This is a genomic window from Marinobacter sp. tcs-11 (assembly GCF_002049515.1).
In the GTDB taxonomy this organism is placed as follows: domain Bacteria; phylum Pseudomonadota; class Gammaproteobacteria; order Pseudomonadales; family Oleiphilaceae; genus Marinobacter; species Marinobacter nauticus.
This window is the reverse complement of sequence record NZ_LLYU01000033.1, coordinates 1-17,192: the sequence shown is the minus strand read 5'-3', so window position 1 is coordinate 17,192 and position 17,192 is coordinate 1. Positions and strand designations below refer to the sequence as shown.

At 58.3% G+C, this 17,192-nt stretch carries 13 protein-coding genes and 2 pseudogenes; 6 read left to right on the top strand and 9 right to left on the bottom strand.

Annotation, left to right across the window (positions count from 1 at the left end; translation table 11 throughout):
• The first annotated feature begins 90 nt into the window (after positions 1-90).
• Genes ARC85_RS19050 through ARC85_RS19025 form a run of 6 tightly spaced genes read left to right on the top strand, consistent with a single transcriptional unit; the run spans position 91 to position 7,373 of the window.
• Positions 91-1,227 (top strand): restriction endonuclease subunit S, encoded by a 1,137-nt coding sequence (locus ARC85_RS19050; RefSeq protein WP_286715886.1) that lies wholly within the window; start codon positions 91-93, stop codon positions 1,225-1,227.
• Entirely contained in the window at positions 1,228-1,935 is a 708-nt protein-coding gene (locus ARC85_RS19045) for a DUF8453 domain-containing protein (RefSeq protein ID WP_023011668.1), read from the top strand. It begins immediately after the preceding gene.
• On the top strand, positions 1,928-2,617 hold the full coding sequence (locus ARC85_RS19040) for a PDDEXK family nuclease (protein ID WP_273133614.1): 690 nt from the start codon (positions 1,928-1,930) through the stop codon (positions 2,615-2,617). The genes ARC85_RS19045 and ARC85_RS19040 overlap by 8 nt, the downstream gene beginning before the upstream one ends.
• Entirely contained in the window at positions 2,577-3,116 is a 540-nt protein-coding gene (locus ARC85_RS19035) for a DUF4268 domain-containing protein (protein ID WP_286715883.1), read from the top strand. Before ARC85_RS19040 ends, ARC85_RS19035 begins: the two co-directional genes overlap by 41 nt.
• A gap of 47 nt (positions 3,117-3,163) precedes the next feature.
• On the top strand, positions 3,164-4,186 hold the full coding sequence (locus ARC85_RS19030) for a virulence RhuM family protein/type II toxin-antitoxin system death-on-curing family toxin (protein ID WP_286715880.1): 1,023 nt from the start codon (positions 3,164-3,166) through the stop codon (positions 4,184-4,186).
• Positions 4,187-4,196: 10 nt separating this feature from the next.
• Complete coding sequence (locus tag ARC85_RS19025; protein ID WP_022993045.1) at positions 4,197-7,373, top strand: type I restriction endonuclease subunit R; 3,177 nt, start codon at positions 4,197-4,199, stop codon at positions 7,371-7,373.
• A gap of 147 nt (positions 7,374-7,520) precedes the next feature.
• Here ARC85_RS19025 and ARC85_RS19020 read toward each other — a convergent pair whose 3' ends face one another.
• The 9 genes and pseudogenes from ARC85_RS19020 to ARC85_RS18985 all read right to left on the bottom strand — a co-directional run bounded on the left by ARC85_RS19020 (position 7,521) and on the right by ARC85_RS18985 (position 16,625).
• Positions 7,521-8,675, bottom strand: coding sequence for a S1C family serine protease (locus tag ARC85_RS19020; protein ID WP_023011423.1), 1,155 nt, complete (start codon positions 8,673-8,675; stop codon positions 7,521-7,523).
• A 22-nt stretch (positions 8,676-8,697) separates the two neighbouring features.
• A complete protein-coding gene (locus tag ARC85_RS19015) occupies positions 8,698-9,663 on the bottom strand; it encodes a zinc metalloprotease HtpX (RefSeq protein WP_023011422.1) in 966 nt (321 codons plus the stop codon).
• A complete protein-coding gene (locus ARC85_RS19010) occupies positions 9,650-10,141 on the bottom strand; it encodes a phosphate-starvation-inducible PsiE family protein (protein WP_011786801.1) in 492 nt (163 codons plus the stop codon). Before ARC85_RS19010 ends, ARC85_RS19015 begins: the two co-directional genes overlap by 14 nt.
• 102 nt (positions 10,142-10,243) lie before the next feature.
• The gene (locus ARC85_RS19005) at positions 10,244-12,613 is read right to left on the bottom strand and encodes a putative bifunctional diguanylate cyclase/phosphodiesterase (RefSeq protein ID WP_502688025.1); all 2,370 of its coding nucleotides are present in this window, start codon (positions 12,611-12,613) and stop codon (positions 10,244-10,246) included.
• 90 nt (positions 12,614-12,703) lie between these two features.
• A pseudogene (locus ARC85_RS19720) lies at positions 12,704-12,847 on the bottom strand (thiol reductase thioredoxin); the annotation flags it as partial.
• Positions 12,840-14,726 (bottom strand): ATP-dependent zinc metalloprotease FtsH, encoded by a 1,887-nt coding sequence (gene ftsH, locus ARC85_RS19000; protein WP_023011419.1) that lies wholly within the window; start codon positions 14,724-14,726, stop codon positions 12,840-12,842. The pseudogene ARC85_RS19720 and the gene ftsH, both read right to left, overlap by 8 nt.
• Before the next feature lie 218 nt (positions 14,727-14,944).
• Positions 14,945-15,304 (bottom strand): annotated as a pseudogene (locus ARC85_RS18995) (ClpB D2-like domain containing protein); the annotation flags it as partial.
• Between the two features lie 95 nt (positions 15,305-15,399).
• Positions 15,400-16,155 (bottom strand): IS21-like element helper ATPase IstB, encoded by a 756-nt coding sequence (istB, locus tag ARC85_RS18990; RefSeq protein ID WP_286715874.1) that lies wholly within the window; start codon positions 16,153-16,155, stop codon positions 15,400-15,402.
• 14 nt (positions 16,156-16,169) lie between these two features.
• A complete protein-coding gene (locus tag ARC85_RS18985) occupies positions 16,170-16,625 on the bottom strand; it encodes a hypothetical protein (protein ID WP_286715872.1) in 456 nt (151 codons plus the stop codon).
• Positions 16,626-17,192 lie beyond the last annotated feature (567 nt).

The following is a 17,192-nucleotide window of genomic DNA, read 5'->3' as shown; positions in this document are numbered from 1 at the left end:
CTGACTGAATAGAGAGAATCGAGACTCTATTCGGCTGGATATTGTGGATACGTTCTCGGGCCGAACTGTGATTCGACGCGGCGGGGTCACTTGCTCAAAATACTTCTGCCGCGCAGACTCCTAGCACAGCGCATCGTTACATTGCGAGGTGCCGAAGGCCTTCTACAAAACGATTACCTCCGTTATGTCATGCAAGGCGCTTACATTCAGGGACAATTAGAATCTCGAGCAACTGGCTCTACCGTCAAAGGTATCAAGCAAAGTGAACTGCGGAAAATCATACTGCCGATTCCGCCTGAACATGAACAAATTAAGATCGCCGGCCACCTTAGGGCCTTGGACGACAAAATCCAACTCAACCACCAAATCAACCAAACCCTCGAGCAGATGGCCCAAGCCATCTTCAAAAGCTGGTTTGTCGATTTCGAGCCGGTCAAAGCCAAGATCGCAGCACTGGAAGCCGGTGGCAGCGAGGAAGACGCCCTGCTCGCCGCCATGCAGGCCATTTCCGGCAAAAGTGAAGCAGAGCTAACCCGCCTCCAGGCCGAACACCCCGAGCAATACGCCGAGCTCCGCGCCACCGCCGAGCTGTTTCCGTCGGCTATGCAGGATAGTGAGTTGGGGGAGATTCCGGAGGGGTGGGGTGTTGATCACCTTTCTGAGCTCGTTCAATTCAACCCACGCAGGTCGCTCAAAAAAGGAACCCTTGCGCCCTACCTCGACATGAAGAACGTCCCCACCTCTGGCCATTTGGCGGAGGACGTTGTTCTGCGGGAAATGAATAGTGGCACGAAGTTCGTTAACGGAGACACTCTGTTGGCGAGAATTACGCCGTGTCTTGAAAACGGAAAAACAGCCTACGTTGATTTCTTGGATAGCGATCAAGTCGGCTGGGGCTCGACTGAATACATCGTCATGAGATCTCAAGAGCCGTACCCTGAATCAATGTCCTACTTCATCGCCCGTGATGGCAACTTTCGTCAACATGCCATCCAATCGATGACCGGCACAAGCGGGCGACAGCGTGCCAATGCGAAAGCCTTGGCGGAGCTTCCGTGGCTAATCTATCCGCGAAGGCTTACCGAAGAGTTTGATCGAATAGCCGCCCCATATTTAAAGCTGGCAAAGAGCCACGGCAATCAATCAAAGTCATTGTCGGCTATACGCGACTCACTTCTTCCCAAACTTCTATCAGGGGAACTAGATACAACAAAGGTGGGCGCGTGAATGACTGATTGGTTGAACGAAGTAATTCAAAAAGCCAGCAGTGTGGCTGCATGGAAAGACATTGCGACAGTCCTCAGCGGATTTTCCACTCTCGCAATTGCAGTCCTGACTGTTTTCCTGTGGCGAGAGAACCGCTTACTTCGCAAGGGCGGATCAGAGCCAAGGTTAATAGCCTATTATGAGCCGCACCCTGACGGCACAGGCGGACTGAATATAGCAATCACCAATGTGGGCAAAGGGCCAGCTAAGGATGTCTACTTTCAGTTTGATGGAGATCCTGAGAACTTCGCGAAATACGACCTCGTTCTGGATTGCTCTCACCGCCGAGGCCCGATAGCGACCATTCCTCAGGACGGGAAGATATCCATATTCTTTGCAGTGGGTTTCCAGCTTTTCTCACCAAAGAGTAACGGGAAAAGCAACGCCAACGAGCCGATTGACCCGTTCCATATCCTAATTGAATGGCAGAGCATGGGGGGCAGGAAAAAGTATGCTGACCGCTTTTTGCTCGATGTAAAGCCTTATGCCAATCTGCCTGGCTTCATCAACAAGCCCCACCTCCTTAAACTCGTTGACTCAGTCAACGCCGTTGGTAAGCAAATTGGCACATTGAAACCGGAAGTTGGTCGGTTGGTAAATCTAATCGAAGCCAACACGCTGGATTCCAGAGCGGTGCGAAAGGTTAAGGGAAATCCTGAGGATGTTTAAAATTGATCCACACTCCAACCGCATCAACCCACTGGAAGTAAAACGCTTCAGCGAGCTGGGCTTCACCGAGCGCAAGCACCTGCAAGAATGGCTGGAGAACTACCCGCAAGCCCTGGCCCAAGAAGATGGTGAGGAACTGCTGATCATCCAAAAGGAGTTCGATGGTTTCGACGACACCCGCGAGCGGCTGGATCTGCTGGCCATCGACAAGGACGGCAACCTGGTCGTCATCGAAAACAAGCTCGACGACAGCGGCCGGGATGTGGTGTGGCAGGCACTCAAGTACGCCAGCTACTGCGCCAACCTGAAGAAGCAGCAGGTGGTGGAGATCTTCCAGCGCTACCTGAACCAGAAGGCCCAGAACGAAGGCAGCACCCCAGCCGATGCAGAGAGCGTGTTACTGGAATTCCTGCAGGCCGACGACCTGCAATCCGTGCAGCTCAATACCCTGAAAAGCCAGCGCCTGATTCTGGTGGCCGCCCACTACCGCAAGGAAGTCACCAACACCGTGCTCTGGCTGAGCCAATTCGGCGTCAACTGCCAGTGCTTCAAGGTGACGCCCTACCAGGCCGGTGCAGAGCTGTTCCTGAACGTGGAGCAGATCATCCCCCCCCCCGGAAGCCTCGGACTTTATGATTGGCATGATGGCCAAGGAGGCCGAGGAAAAGAGCGCCAGCAATGAACAAAAGAGCCGGCATACGCTGCGTCTGTCTTTCTGGGAACAAACCCTGGAGGCCTTTGGCCGTAGTAACTGCTCGCTGTTTAACAACATCAGTCCAGCCAAAGATCACTGGTTAAATGCTGGCTCCGGGATCAGTGGCATGGGTTACCAGTTAATCTTTGGCAAAAATGAAGTGCGTGTTGGATTAAGTATGCAAAGCAGCCGTGCCGAGGCGAACCGCTTTGTATTTGACCGACTGCAGACCATGAAATCCCAGATTGAAACTGCTTTTGGTAACGAACTGGTATGGCTGCCCCTACCAGACAAGATTGCGTGCCGTATCCAGTATGAAAAGCCTGTCGATGGCTACAACAAGGCCAACTGGCCCGAGATGATCGAATGGTTGGTGGAGCACATGACCCGGCTGGAAAAAGCGCTGAGCGGGCCGCTGGACAAAGTTCGGCAGGAGCTCAGAACCACAAACTTCAGTAAAGAGCCAGGCGCAGGGCACGATGCATAAGCTGTTGGCTATACTGACCGGTTTGCAAACAACGACAAGGAACTGTCATGACTGAACAACAGGTACGAATCTTCACTTCAACCGACGGCCAGGCGCAGCTGGAAGTGGCACTGGAGCAGGAAACCGTCTGGCTCAGCCAAGTCCAGATGGCGGAGCTGTTTGGCAAAGACGTGCGCACCGTCAACGAGCACGTGGGCAATGTGTTCCAGGAGGGGGAACTAGAGAAAGAACCAACTATCCGGAAATTCCGGATAGTTCGCCAGGAGGGCAAGCGTCAGGTTCAGCGGGAAATTGATCACTACAATCTGGACATGATCATCTCTGTTGGCTACCGGGTGAAATCCCAGCGTGGCGTGCAATTTCGTAAATGGGCCACCCAGGTTCTCAAAGACCACCTCGTTGAGGGCTACACCCTCAACCAGCGCCGCTTGGCCGAGCGCGGCATCGAGTTTGAACAGGCCGTTGATCTGCTGAGCCGCACACTCACCAATCAAGGCCTGGTATCCAATGAAGGCGAAGCCGTTGCCCGGGTAATCAGCGACTACGCCCGCTCCTGGAGCCTGCTGCAAGGCTACGACGAGCAACAGCTGGCCGAGGTGGGCATCAAGCAGCCGGATATGCAGCCGCTGGAGCTGGACGAGGCACTGAAAGCCATTGGAGAACTCAAGCAAACGCTCATGGCCAAGGGCGAGGCCACCGAGCTGTTCGGCCAGTTACGGGGTAACGGCCTGGCTTCTGCGTTGGCCACTATCGAGCAGGGCTTTGGGGATGAACTCTTTTATCCGAACGTGGCTACCCGTGCCGCTCACCTGCTCTACTTCGTGATCAAGAACCACCCGCTGGCCGATGGCAACAAGCGCTGTGGCTCGTTTCTGTTTTTGTGGTACCTGCGCCGCAACGCCGCTTTGCTGGCGCGGCCGGTAGAACAACTGATTAATGACAACACCCTGGTGGCCTTGGCCCTGCTGGTGGCGGAAAGCCTGCCGGATCAGAAAACCCTGATGATCCGGCTGATTGAGCATTTCCTGCTGCTGAAGGAGCCCGCCGATGTTAGAGGTGAAGGGGAATAAGGACTGAGGTATGACGGAAGATCAGCTGGAACAACAATGCCTGGAATGGTTTGCCGAAGGCGGCTGGGAAATCGCCCACGGGCCAGACCTGGCACCGGAGGGCGAAGCCCCGGAACGGGCTGATTACCGGCAGGTATTGTTGCTGGCGGATCTTGAGGCGGCTATTCACCGCATCAACCCTCACCTGCCCCAGAGCGCCGTTGAACAGGCTGTGGCGGTCGTCCGCAAACCCGAAAGCCTGGACGTGGTGATCAGCAACCGGGCCTTTCACCGCCTGTTGCTGGACGGTGTGCCGGTGGAGTACAAGCTGCCCAGAGCGAACGATAAAGAGCACGATAAGGTAGTTCACGACCAGGCCTTTCTGGTGGATTTTAGCGACCTGAACGCCAACCGTTTCCGGGCCATCAACCAGTTCACCCTTGAAGGCGCCAAACAGCTGCGCCGGCCGGATGTGATCTGCTTTATCAACGGCCTGCCCCTGGCGGTGCTGGAGCTGAAGAGCCCCGGTGCCGAGAACGTGAACATCTGGGATGCCTACAACCAGATCCAAACCTACAAAGACGAATGCTCCGATCTGTTCGCCTACAACGAGGCGGCGATTATCAGCGACGGCTATCTGGCCCGAGTGGGCTCGCTAACCGCCAGCCAGGAACGCTACATGCCCTGGCGCACCATCAAGCATGAGGACGACAAGCCCCTGCTGGAATGGCAGCTGGAAACCATGGTGCGGGGCTTCTTCGACCGGGAGCTGTTTCTGGATTACATCCGCTACTTCGTGATCTTCGAAACGGATTCCGACAAGCTGATCAAGAAGATCGCCGGTTACCATCAGTTCCATGCGGTGCGTGAGGCTGTTCGTGCAACTGTGATTGCCGCTCGGGATATGAGCGGCGATGGTATCAGCGAGAAGCGGGCCACCTACGGCGACGAGGTTCAACCCGGCAGCAAAAAAGCTGGCGTGGTTTGGCATACCCAGGGCTCCGGCAAGAGCATTTCCATGTGCTGTTACGCCGGCAAGCTGCTGCAGCAGCCCGAGATGAACAACCCCACGCTGATTGTGGTCACCGACCGTAACGATCTGGATGGCCAGCTGTTCGCCACTTTCAGCGCCGCCCGGGAATTGTTGAAGCAGGAACCGGTGCAGGCCGATGACCGGGATACCCTGCGCCGCCTGCTGTCAGAGCGGGAATCCGGCGGTATCATCTTCACCACGGTTCAGAAATTCGCCCTGCTGAACGACGAATCCGGCCACCCGATTCTGAACGACCGCCACAACATCGTGGTGATCTCAGACGAAGCCCACCGCAGCCAATACGGTCTGAAAGCCACCCTCAAGAAAGACGGCACCTACAAGTTCGGCTACGCCCGCCACATGCGCGATGCCCTGCCCAATGCCTCGTTCATCGGCTTTACCGGCACCCCCATCGAGAGCGAAGACAAAGACACCCGGGCCGTGTTCGGCGATTACGTGTCCATCTACGACATCCAGGATGCCGTGGACGATGGCGCGACCGTGCCCATCTTCTACGAATCCCGCCTGGCCAAGCTGGACATCAACCGCGAACAGATCGAGGAGCTGTCCGATCAGGTGGAGGAAGTGGTTGAGGACGACGAAGACGTTGGCAGCCGCGAGAAAACCAAGGGCGAATGGAGCCGGCTGGAAAAGCTGGTCGGTGCCGGCCCGCGCCTGAAACAGGTGGCGAAAGACCTGGTAAACCACTTTGAAACCCGCTCCAGCACCATCGATGGCAAGGCCATGATTGTGGCCATGAGCCGGGAGATTGCGGTTCACCTCTATAACGAGATTGTCGCCCTGCGCCCGGAGTGGCACGACGACGATCCGGAGAAAGGCGCCATCAAGATTGTGATGACCGGCTCCGCCTCTGACCGCCCCCTGTTGCAGCCGCACATCCATAACAAACAGACCAAGAAGCGGTTCGAGAAGCGCTTCAAGGACATCAACGACCCGCTCAGGCTGGTGATCGTGCGGGATATGTGGCTGACCGGCTTCGATGCGCCCTGCTGTCACACCATGTATGTGGACAAGCCCATGAAGGGCCACAACCTGATGCAGGCCATTGCCCGGGTAAACCGCGTGTTCAAGGACAAGCCCGGCGGGCTGGTGGTGGATTACATCGGCATTGCCAACGAGCTTAAACAGGCTCTGAAAACCTATACAGACGCCAAGGGCAAGGGCTCCCCCACCCACAGCGCCGATGAAGCCTACGCCATCCTGCTGGAGAAGCTGGACATCATCCACGGCATGTTTGCGCCCGGCCCCAAAGGTAAGGGATTCAGCTACAGCGGATTCGAAACCGAGCCCCACAAGTATCTGGTGCCCACCGCCAACTACGTGCTCAGCCTGGAAGACGGCAAGAAGCGCTTCCTGGATACTGTGCTGGCCATGAACAAGGCCTTCTCCCTGTGCGCCACCCTGGACGAAGCCCAGGAACTTCAAAAAGAAGTGGCGTTCCTGTCGCAGGTGAAGACAGCCATCACCAAATTCACCAGTGTGGACAAGAAGCTGACCGAGGAAGAGAAGAACACCGCCCTAAAGCAGATCCTGGACAACGCGCTGGTCGCCGAAGGGGTAACCGATGTCTTCGCCCTGTGCGGCCTGGACAAGCCCAACATCGGGCTGCTCTCTGACGAGTTCCTGGAAGACGTTCGGCAGATGCCCTACAAGAACTTCGCCGTGGAGCTGCTGGAAAAGCTGCTCAAAGACGACATCAAGGCCAAAACCCGCAACAACGTAGTGCAGGAGAAGAAATACGCCGACCGCCTGCAGGAGACGTTGCGCAAATACAACAACCGGGGCATCGAAACTGCTCAGGTGATCGAAGAGCTGATCGCAATGGCCAAGCAGTTCCAGGCTGAAATGGAGCGGGATGCTGCGCTGGGCCTGAATCCGGACGAAGTGGCCTTCTACGACGCCCTGGCCAGCAATGAAAGCGCCGTGCGGGAGCTGGGCGACGAGATCCTGAAGAAGATCGCCGTGGAGATCACCGACAAGCTGCGCAAATCCACCACCGTGGACTGGCAGGTACGGGAGAGCGTGCGGGCCAAGCTTAGGATTCTGGTGCGGCGGACGTTGCAGCGGTACAAGTACCCGCCAGACAAGGCGCCAGCGGCGATTGAGTTGATTATGGAGCAGGCGGAAGCCTTATCTAACCACTGGACAAGGTGAGTAATGAATTACTATACCGAGGGATTCGAACGTAAGGTGAAACGCGGAATCGAGATCACTGCCGCCCCCTAGATCTGCCCGGCAGGGTTCTGGACGATTGGGTACGGCCACCTCTGCGACGCCGCATGAACCAGAGATTCAACTGAATCAAATCCCGGGCTGCAACTCCACCTGCACCTCTCGCGATTTGCCGGCCCGTTCCACGGACAAGAGCACCACATCGCCGACCTTCCTGTCGTCGAGCCAGGCGAGCAGGTTAGCCACATCGTCGATCGCCGTGCCGTCGATGCGAACGATGCGGTCGCCGGGCACGATGCCTTGCGGGGTAATCTCGACCCCAGCGAGCCCGGCTTTGTGTGCTGCAGAGCCGGGGGTGACACGCAGCACGAACACGCCCTTGTTTCCGGTCAGTGCAAGCAGGCGCTGATTGAGCTGTTCGTCCACCTCGATGCCAAGCGCCGGGCGGATGTACTTGCCGGACTTGATGAGTTGCGGCACTACCCGCATGACGGTGTCCACCGGCACAGCAAAACCGATCCCGGCCGAGGCGCCGGAGGGGCTGTAGATCGCCGTGTTGATGCCGATAAGCCGCCCGGCCGAATCGAGCAGGGGGCCGCCCGAGTTGCCGGGGTTAATGGCGGCATCGGTCTGGATCAGGTGATCAATAGCCGGGCCGCCCGCTTCTCCCGGTAACGAGCGGTCGAGCGCGGAGACGATGCCGGTGGTGAGCGTCCAGTCCAGGCCAAAGGGGTTGCCGATAGCAAACACTTTCTGTCCCACCTTGAGGTCGGCGCTGGTGCCGACCGGCACGGCAGGCGGGCGTTTGAAGCCGACGCCGATCTTGAGTACGGCGATGTCGTGTGCTGGGCTAGCCCCCACCAGTGCGGCCCGGTAGTCGCGGCCATCGGCGAGTTTGACGGTGGCGTCGGACGCGCCCTGGATAACATGGAAGTTGGTGACGACGTGGCCGGCGTCGTCCCAGATGAAGCCCGATCCCGTGCCACGGGGCACGGAGAAGACATTGCGCGTCCAGACGTCGCGCACCAGCTGCGCGGTGGTGATGTAGACCACCGAGGCGCGTGATTTTTCGAACAGTTCGATGGTGGCCTGTTCGTCTGCGGCCAGATCGCCACGCGGCGTGACTGTGCGCTCAGCGGCTTGGCGCGGGCTGAACCAGGCTTCGATGGCGGGCAGGAACTGCCAGAACAGCATGAGTGCGGCAACGCACGCGGTGATGAAGAGCCACCGCTGGACGAATTGATCCGGAGCTGGGCGTTGTGGGTAAGGATCGGGGTAAGCCATGACGGGGGGTCCTTTCAGTGATTTAGCGCCAAAGGCCGCTCAGGCCCCGGCGTGGTGGGCGCATCGGGGCGAGCGACCTTGGCACGAGATATTCCGTTTGGAACGGCAGGGTCTGCGATGGCTGAGGCGCCAACGCCATCAGGCGCGCGATACGATCCTCTGTCGTCGGATGCGTGCGCAACCAGGACGGTTCGGGATTGCCCCAACCGGGCAACATCCAGGCGCGCCACGAGCGGCTCACCCGCTCGATCTTCGCCAGCGCCGAGGCAAGCCCGTGCGGATCCCCCGTCAGCTCTGCGGCCATCCGGTCGGCATCGAACTCTCGCACGCGTGACAGGCCCAACTGCGCGAGCAGTGCCAGTTGCGGCGAAGCGACCAACAGCAGTAAGCCAAGCCAGTTAATTTCTACGGCACCGGCCAACAGCGCCGGAATACTGATCAGGAGCGTAATCTGACCCAGCAATGCCAGCAGGCTCGTGAGCCGGCTGATCGAATCAGCCAGACCCATGACACGCAGATCGTCTTGAGCGATGTGCGCGACCTCATGCGCCAGCACGGCTTGCAGTTCCCGGATACTCAGGCTGCGGAGCAGGCCATCAGTGAGCGCAATAGAGGCCTGGCGTCGCGAACCAGTAGCAAAAGCGTTGACGATGCCGCTGGGCACATAGTGGGGAACCGGCGTATTCGGTAATCCGGCGCGCACGGCCAACTCCCGCAACAGCGACCAAATTACGGGGGCTTCCTGGTAATGCAAGGGACGGGCGCCATAGAGGCGCAAGGTCATCGCGGAGGCGGCGACAGGTTCGATCAGCAGGGTCAATGCGCAGCTTGCCAGTGCTAGCCAAAGGCCAATCTCGCCGAACAGCAGACTGCCAGCGGTAGCCGCGATCCCCACCAGGGTCAAAACCAGCAGTACGGTTTGAAAGCGATTGAGCCAGCGGTGCCTCGACCTGGCATCGTGTCGACCGTCTAGACTATAAAGAGCCATGGTCCAATTGCTCGCTCATCCGGTCGTCGCGTTCACGCATGAGCCAATAGGTCAGACCCAAGGCCAGTATCGTCCCCGCCAGGGCGGCCACTTTGGCAGGATCAACGTCAGGGCCAAGGATGATGAACTTGCGGGCCAGTGCCAGGATCGCGATCAGAATGACGGTCTTGACCTGGATGATGCTTTCCTTACGCAGCGCCACTCTGACGATCGAATGTTTGAATTCCATCGCGATCAGGAGCGTCATGATCATGCCGAACACATTCTGGAATACCTTGTGATCCAGGGGATTGAAGGCATCGAGGACCAGCAGCGTGAAGACGATAGCGATGAGCTGGAACAGCGACACCACGATGATGACGGCAATTACCGCTGACAGAACGAGGGCGACGACCTGCTCGAAGCGCTCGTAAACCGTCATCAGCCGCCACTGGGAGCGCATCTCGTCAAGGGTCGTGTGGCCAGGTTCTTTAGGCATAAGCGTTGCTCTCTCTTTCAATGAAACGTTAATGGAACGGGGAGTGCGAGAAGACGACTCGATCAGCCTTTTGCACGTCAACCCTTTGTCCCGTGCATGGCATCAAGCCGGCTTCTGGTCTGGCGGCAGCAATCCCAGCAGATCCGCCTGCAAATGTTGCAACTTGTCGATGCCAGCCCTCAATGCCTCGACACGGCCGGCATTTTTCATTTCACTCAGGGTGTTCGCTAACTGCTGGATGCTCTGATGCAGGACATCGACCTGATCATCAGGGTCCTTGCCGAAGAACGTAGGGCGGCCACTTTGATCCCGCCAGTATTGGAGTGCTTCGGGTTGAGGCGGCACTTGGGTCTTACCTGACAGATAGTCGATCATCTGGGAAATCCAGACCCGGTGGTCGGCGTATGTGAACGGCACGGGCAGCGCGGAGCGACTGTCAGGTTTGAATCCCTTCCAGGATAAGGGTACCTGCCAGGTGTGTAGCCATTGCTCGAATTCATGCGCCGGCATCGGATGCCCGATGGCATAACCCTGGCCCCACTCGCATCCCAGACGCAGCAGCATTTCACCATGCTGAATGGATTCGACTCCCTCCGCGATGCAGTTTCTGCCAAACGACCTTGCCAGTGCCAGTAGCGCATCCAGGATGGCGATATCGTCCGGATCCTCGAGCATGTCGCGTATAAACCCCTGGTCGATCTTGAGCAGGTACGCGGGCAGGCGCTTCAGATAGGTCAGCGATGAATAGCCGCTGCCGAAATCGTCGAGGGCAAAACGCAATCCCATCCTCCCGCACTGGGCCATCAACTGAGACACCTGAACGAAGTCCTCCACGGCGCTGGTTTCGAGGATTTCCAGTTCAAGGTCTTGCGGCCGGGCGCCGGGATGTCGTGACAACATACCCCGTAGATGCATGATGAAGTCCGGTTGCAGCAAGTGTCGCGCACCGATATTCACGCTGATCGGGACATGTAGGCCGGCCTTGCGCCAAACTTCGATCTGGGTCAGCGCAGCCTCGATGGTCCATTCCCCCACGTCAATCCCGAGCGGATGGTTCTCAATGATGGGTATGAAGGAGGCAGGAGATAACAAGCCACGCGTCGGATGTTGCCAGCGGATCAAGGCTTCGGCGCCCAGCACCTCACCGGTGCGCATGTTGACCTTAGGTTGGTAATAAAGCAGAAACTGCCCATTGGCAAGTGCATTCTCTATGCTGTCAAATCCTTCGTGACGGGTGCGCAGCGTACGATCCTTCTCCGTATCGAAAACGTGATATCGATTCTTGCCGGCTTGCTTGGCACGATACATAGCCTGATCTGCCTGCCGCAGCAATTGGTCGGCGTCGATATCTTCGCCTTGCGGGTAATAGCTCACACCGATACTCGCGCTCACCTCGCACAGTGCGTCACCAATCGGTACGGGCTGTGCAGCCACCTCGATCAGGCGATCGAGAATCGGTACGCTGACGGAAATATCCGGCAGGTCGACCAGAATAGCGACAAACTCATCACCACCAAGGCGGGCCAAGGTATCGTCTTCGCGCAACACCTGCGTCATACGCCTGGACAGGACGGAAAGCAATTTGTCGCCGACTGCGTGGCCGTGCTGGTCGTTGACCTTCTTGAATCCATCCAGATCGATGAAGACAACCGCCAGGTGCATGCCACGCCGACGTGTCTGACGAATGGCCTGCTTAAGGCGGTCTCCAAGCAATAGTCGATTGGGCAAGCCGGTGAGCAGGTCGTAATGAGCAACGCGTTCAAGCTGTTGCTGGTTCTCCTTCAGCGCTGTGATGTCGGAAAACATGGCGGCGTAATGCTCGATATTGCCCCGCATATCCGGGACCGCACTGATCGTCAGCAGCGCGGCAAACTGACTGCCGTTCTTGCGTCGGCACCAGAGCTCTCCGTGCCAATAGTCGTGCTCACGTAGAGCCTGCCCAACGGTCTGATAGAACTCATCGTCATAGCGATCGGACTCGAGCAGACGAGGTGTCTGACCCACTACTTCCTCCCGCGCATAACCAGTGATCACGGTAAACGCCCGATTGACGTTGACAATGTGGCCTTGAGTGTCCGTAACGAGGATGCCCTCTCCTGCGTGCTCAAAAACTGTAGCAGCAAGGCGAAGCTCTTCCGCGGATCTTCTGCGTGAGGTGACATCATGGATATAGCCGTGCCAGAGGATGCTCCCATCAGGCATGGCTTCAGGCGACGCCTCGCCTTCGACCCAGATCACCCGACCGTCTGGAAACTGCACCCGGTACTCGTCATGCCAAAGCGCGAGTGACTGCCCCGACGCCTGTATGGTTTCATGCACACGGTCGCGGTCTTCAGGATGGAGCGCAGCGAACGCAGGAGTGGCATCTTCAACAACATCCTCCGGTGCAACCCCGTATATTTCCCGTATCTTCGCGCTGGCATAAGGGAAGTGCGAACTGCCGTCAGGACGAAGACGGTATTGGTAAAGCATACCGGGAACGTGGCTGGCCAACTCTTCTCGCTGTCGGCGCATAGAGTTCAGCGCCTGCTCTACCCTCGTGAGATCGGTGATGTCCTCTACCGTCGCTGTAGTCAGCTCGATGGGTTCTCCGGTGAACAGCGGGTGCTGGCACCGCCCGCAATTGGGCTTCTCTGCCAACTTGTTGGCTGGCACGCGATTGATGGATTGGCAGTGTGGGCAGACGATATGAACGCTGTCACTCATGAGGGGCTCCCTGGGACACAGAGGAAGCAATGGCTCCGGCAGTTGGACCACTGTGACATGGGGATTCGAGCTGTAGCCCTTGCGTCAGTTGGCGGATGCTGTATTCATCCAGCGTTTCCCGTGCGAGCAGTTCGCGCGCGCACCGCTCCAGCACTTCTCGGTTAATTTCGAGAATTCGGTATGCACGATCAAACACACCCATCACGATGTCACGGATGGCTTGGTCGATGCGTGCCTGAGTCGATTCGGCTACCCGGCAGCCACCCTGTACCAGTTCAGGCGCATCAAGAAAACGCGGCCGCTGTGCCTCAAAAGCAACGTACCCCAAGCCCTCATCCATGCCGAAGCGCGTAATCATGTCGCGGGCGATGTCGGTGGCCCGCGCGAGATCGTCTGAAGCCCCTGTGGACAGCTCGCCAAACACGAGCTTCTCAGCCGCGCGCCCGCCCAGGAGCACGGCGATCTTGTGCTCCAGGTCAGCACGTGTCATCAGAAATCGGTCTTCTGTGGGCCGCTGCAGGGTGTAGCCGAGTGCACCGATGCCACGCGGAACGATTGAAATCTTGTGTACCGGATCGGTGCCGGGCAGCGCCAGCGCCACCAACGCATGTCCCATCTCGTGATAGGCCACGGTTTCCCGCTCCTTCGGATTGAGCACACGGTTCTTCCTTTCCAGACCGGCCACGATGCGCTCGATGGCGGCGGTGAAGTCTTGCAGTTCCACAGCCTGCGCCTTGCGCCGCGTCGCGTTCAGCGCTGCTTCGTTCACGAGATTGGCCAGATCAGCGCCGGAAAAGCCGGTGGTCAGCGCCGCCACCTGTTCCAGATCTACACCTTGGGCCAGGGTGATCTTCTTGACATGGACCTTCAGGATATCCAGGCGACCTGTCTTGTCGGGACGGTCCACCAGCACCTGACGGTCGAAGCGACCGGCGCGAAGCAAGGCCTGATCGAGGACCTCCGGCCGGTTGGTGGCTGCAAGGATGATCAGCCCGACCGAGCTGTCGAAGCCATCCATTTCGGTGAGCAACTGGTTCAGCGTCTGCTCACGCTCGTCGTGTCCACCGATCGGTCCTCCGGCACCGCGTGCGCGACCCAAAGCATCCAGCTCATCAATGAAGATGATCGCCGGCGCCTGCGCACGCGCCTGTTCGAACAGGTCGCGCACACGGGCCGCTCCCACGCCGACAAACATCTCGACAAACTCTGATCCGGAGATGGAGAAGAAGGGCACCGCCGCCTCACCGGCCACGGCCTTGGCCAGCAATGTCTTGCCGGTGCCCGGTGGGCCGACCAGCAACACGCCCTTGGGAATGCGCGCCCCGAGCCGTCCATACTCTTGCGGATTCTTGAGGAAGTCGACGATCTCAACCAACTCCGCCTTGGCTTCATCAACGCCAGCGACATCGGCAAAGGTCACGCCAGTATTCTTCTCCATGAATACCTTTGCACGGCTCTTGCCAATGCTCAGGAAGCCCCCCATGCCCTGTTTCTCAGCGAAGCGTCTGAACAGGAAGAACCAGACCCCAAAGAAGGCTATGGCCGGCAGAATCCACGACAAGATGTCGCGCAGCCATGTGCTTTCCACCACGCGGGCATAGGGCACGTCATATTTCGACAGGCGATCTGCGAGGTCGGGTTCGACGCGGGTCGCTACGATCGTGGTCTTGCCGCGGCTGTCAGGCGCTTTCAGGCGCCCGGTGACCGTGCGATCCGACACCAGCACTTCGGCGACACGCCCCTCCGCCAGCGCCTTCTCGAAATCACTGTATGGTACGGGCTCGATCGTCTGAGCCGCCTGCCAGTAGTCCTGCAACATGAGCAACAAGAGGATCGCGACGATCCAGTAACCGATATTCCATTGATCTTTCTTCTCCATAATCGGCATCCCTCAAGAATCGAGTCGCTAAGGATTGGGTGCGAACAGACGCGCCAATCCGTTGCTCAACCGGATCGCAAGCGGCCGCACGCAGCGCGCCACCCACTGCACGAAGGCGCAATGTCCCGTCGCCTTGGTGACAGTGGCCGCGAGTGATGAAAGGGAGACTACCCGTACCAGCCCTACGCTAGAGTTGGCCACGAGAGCCTCCCGATGCATCATTTTTGCCCGCTCGACGGCTTCTTCTTGCGCGCTGTCTTGCCCGTATCGCTCTGCGGCTCTTCGGCGGTCTTGGCTTCGTCGGATTTCTCCGTCCCAACCTGGGCCTCCGGCGGCTCCTTGCGCTCGAAGCTCACGCGCTCCGCTTTCTCGTCCCAGCGTGCATTGGCGTGATCGTCCTTGCCGATGCCGCCACCGAGCATTTCCCTCGCCAGCGCGGTTTCCAACTCGCTACGAATCAATCGCTTGAGTTCACGCGCCCCAAACTCGGGCTTGTAGCCTTCTTGGGCAAAGTGGTCGATCAGCGCCTGGTCGTAAGTCAGTGTTACTCCTTGGCTGGCCGCGTTGCGCGCCACGCGCTTGCGTATTCCGGCGAACGTGACCGGTCATTCCGGGGATCGTGACCGGTTTGCACACGGCCATCACGCTGGAGTCAGTTTTGTACTTTGAGCGGTCACGATGGGTCAACCGATTCCGTCTTTTGTGTTTTTGCTTTTCGCAGTGATTCCCCCTTCAGATTGAGCCGGTGAGCGCCGTGCAGGAGCCGGTCCAGGATGGCGTCGGCGAGCGTGGCGGAGCCGATGTAGTCGTGCCAGTGTTCGGTTGGTAACTGGCTCGCGATGAGCGTTGAGCCTCGCCCGTGCCGATCTTCGATTACTTCCAGCAGGTCTTGCCGTTGTTGTGCCGTCACCTTCTGCATGCCCCAGTCGTCCAGGATCAGAAGGTCGGTTTTTAGTAACTGGTTCATCAGCCGGGCATAGCTGCCATCGCCATGGGCGATGCGCAGTTGTTCGAACAGGCGCGGTACCCGCAGGTAGCGAACTGAGAGTCCTTGCCGGCAGGCCTGGTTGCCCAGAGCGCACGCCAGCCAGGTCTTGCCGCAACCGGTCGGGCCGGTAATGCACAGGTTCAGGGATTGGCGGATCCAGTCACAGCTGGCCAGTCCGGCCATGCGAGAGCGCTCCAGCCCTCTCGGGTGGTGGTAGTCGATGTCTTCAATGCAGGCCGGCACACGCAGACGGGCGGCCTTGAGCAGCCGCTCCAGTCGCCGGTTTTCGCGGTGCAGCACTTCCCGATCTACCAGCAGGGCCAGGCGCTCCTCGAACGCCAGGTCATGGGTGTCAGGCTGTGCCCGCTGTTGTTCCAGGGCATCGCACATGCCGGTCAGTTTGAGCTGTCGCAGGGTATCGAGGGTGTTGTGAGTCAACATCAGTTTCTCCGGGATCAGTGGTAGTAGCGGGGGCCGCGAACGTTGGTGTGTAAGGGCAGATCGGCCAGCTCCGGCTCTTCCTCGGCCAGTGGCAGAGGCAGTTGGTCCAGACCCTGCTTCAGGATCGAGCTGATGCTCTGATAGCTGGCCGAGTTGATGGCCAGTGCTCGGCTACAAGCCTGCTCCAGCCGGTCACGGCTATAGCGGCGACTGAGGTTCAGCAGACCCAGGCAGGCCCGGTAACCATGCTCCGGATGAGGGCGATCCTTAAGCTGTCGCTGTACCACGTCGAGCGTGGCGGGACCGATGTCCCTGGCCCAGTTCAGGAACCGCCCGGGAGACCAGTTCTGATGGGCCTGGTGGGACTTGGGCATGAGCTCGGTCAGGGTGACGAACCGGCTCTTGCCGTGGCGGGGGTGTAGCGCCACGCGCTGACCTTTATGCATGACCTCAACGGAGGTATTGGTCACCCGAACATCCAACTTCAGACGCCTCCAGAAATATCCGAATCTTCCTGTTAGCAAGCGCGGGCAGCATCATTGCAGGCGGCTTGACCGGGTTTATGCTGGGACGAAGACAGGGATAGCTGGTTGTATACGAAAACCAATTAGCCTAGTGATTTTTTTTCGGTTGGCATAAGGCGGGTCAAGAAACACGTCCTTATTCAAATTAAGTGGTGCTCGGATTGCCCGGTCGAGCGTTCGAGGTGTCGTACTTTGTTTAGGGGCAATGTTAATGCGAGGCTCTCCCCCTCTTTCCAGCGCTGAATGCCATGGGGTTCTACCCCGTTACTGCTTTGAAGCTATTCACGCCGTCCTACGCCAATAAAGAAGCCCCACACATTGGCGGGGCTTCTTTACGTATAGCTAGCAACAAAGTATCCGGACTCTTACCGAATACGGCGCGCTACATGGCAGTTTATGCCGCTTTCTTGAGCTTCTTCTTCAGGTTCTTCAGCTTGCCTTCCTGCTTGGCGATCTTCGCCTTACGGGCTTTGATTTCTTTTTTCAGGCTGGTTACTTTCTTCGTAGTTTTCT

Excerpts from the sequence above, each read along its gene's own strand:
- ARC85_RS19045 (WP_023011668.1), top strand. The coding sequence starts at position 1,228 with ATGACTGATTGGTTGAACGAAGTAATTCAAAAAGCCAGCAGTGTGGCT.
- ARC85_RS19040 (WP_273133614.1), top strand. The coding sequence starts at position 1,928 with ATGTTTAAAATTGATCCACACTCCAACCGCATCAACCCACTGGAAGTA.
- ARC85_RS19035 (WP_286715883.1), top strand. The coding sequence starts at position 2,577 with ATGATGGCCAAGGAGGCCGAGGAAAAGAGCGCCAGCAATGAACAAAAG.
- ARC85_RS19030 (WP_286715880.1), top strand. The coding sequence starts at position 3,164 with ATGACTGAACAACAGGTACGAATCTTCACTTCAACCGACGGCCAGGCG.
- ARC85_RS19025 (WP_022993045.1), top strand. The coding sequence starts at position 4,197 with ATGACGGAAGATCAGCTGGAACAACAATGCCTGGAATGGTTTGCCGAA.
- ARC85_RS19020 (WP_023011423.1), bottom strand. The coding sequence starts at position 8,675 with ATGGCTTACCCCGATCCTTACCCACAACGCCCAGCTCCGGATCAATTC.
- ARC85_RS19015 (WP_023011422.1), bottom strand. The coding sequence starts at position 9,663 with ATGGCTCTTTATAGTCTAGACGGTCGACACGATGCCAGGTCGAGGCAC.
- ARC85_RS19010 (WP_011786801.1), bottom strand. The coding sequence starts at position 10,141 with ATGCCTAAAGAACCTGGCCACACGACCCTTGACGAGATGCGCTCCCAG.
- ARC85_RS19005 (WP_502688025.1), bottom strand. The coding sequence starts at position 12,613 with ATGCTTTACCAATACCGTCTTCGTCCTGACGGCAGTTCGCACTTCCCT.
- ftsH (WP_023011419.1), bottom strand. The coding sequence starts at position 14,726 with ATGGAGAAGAAAGATCAATGGAATATCGGTTACTGGATCGTCGCGATC.
- istB (WP_286715874.1), bottom strand. The coding sequence starts at position 16,155 with ATGTTGACTCACAACACCCTCGATACCCTGCGACAGCTCAAACTGACC.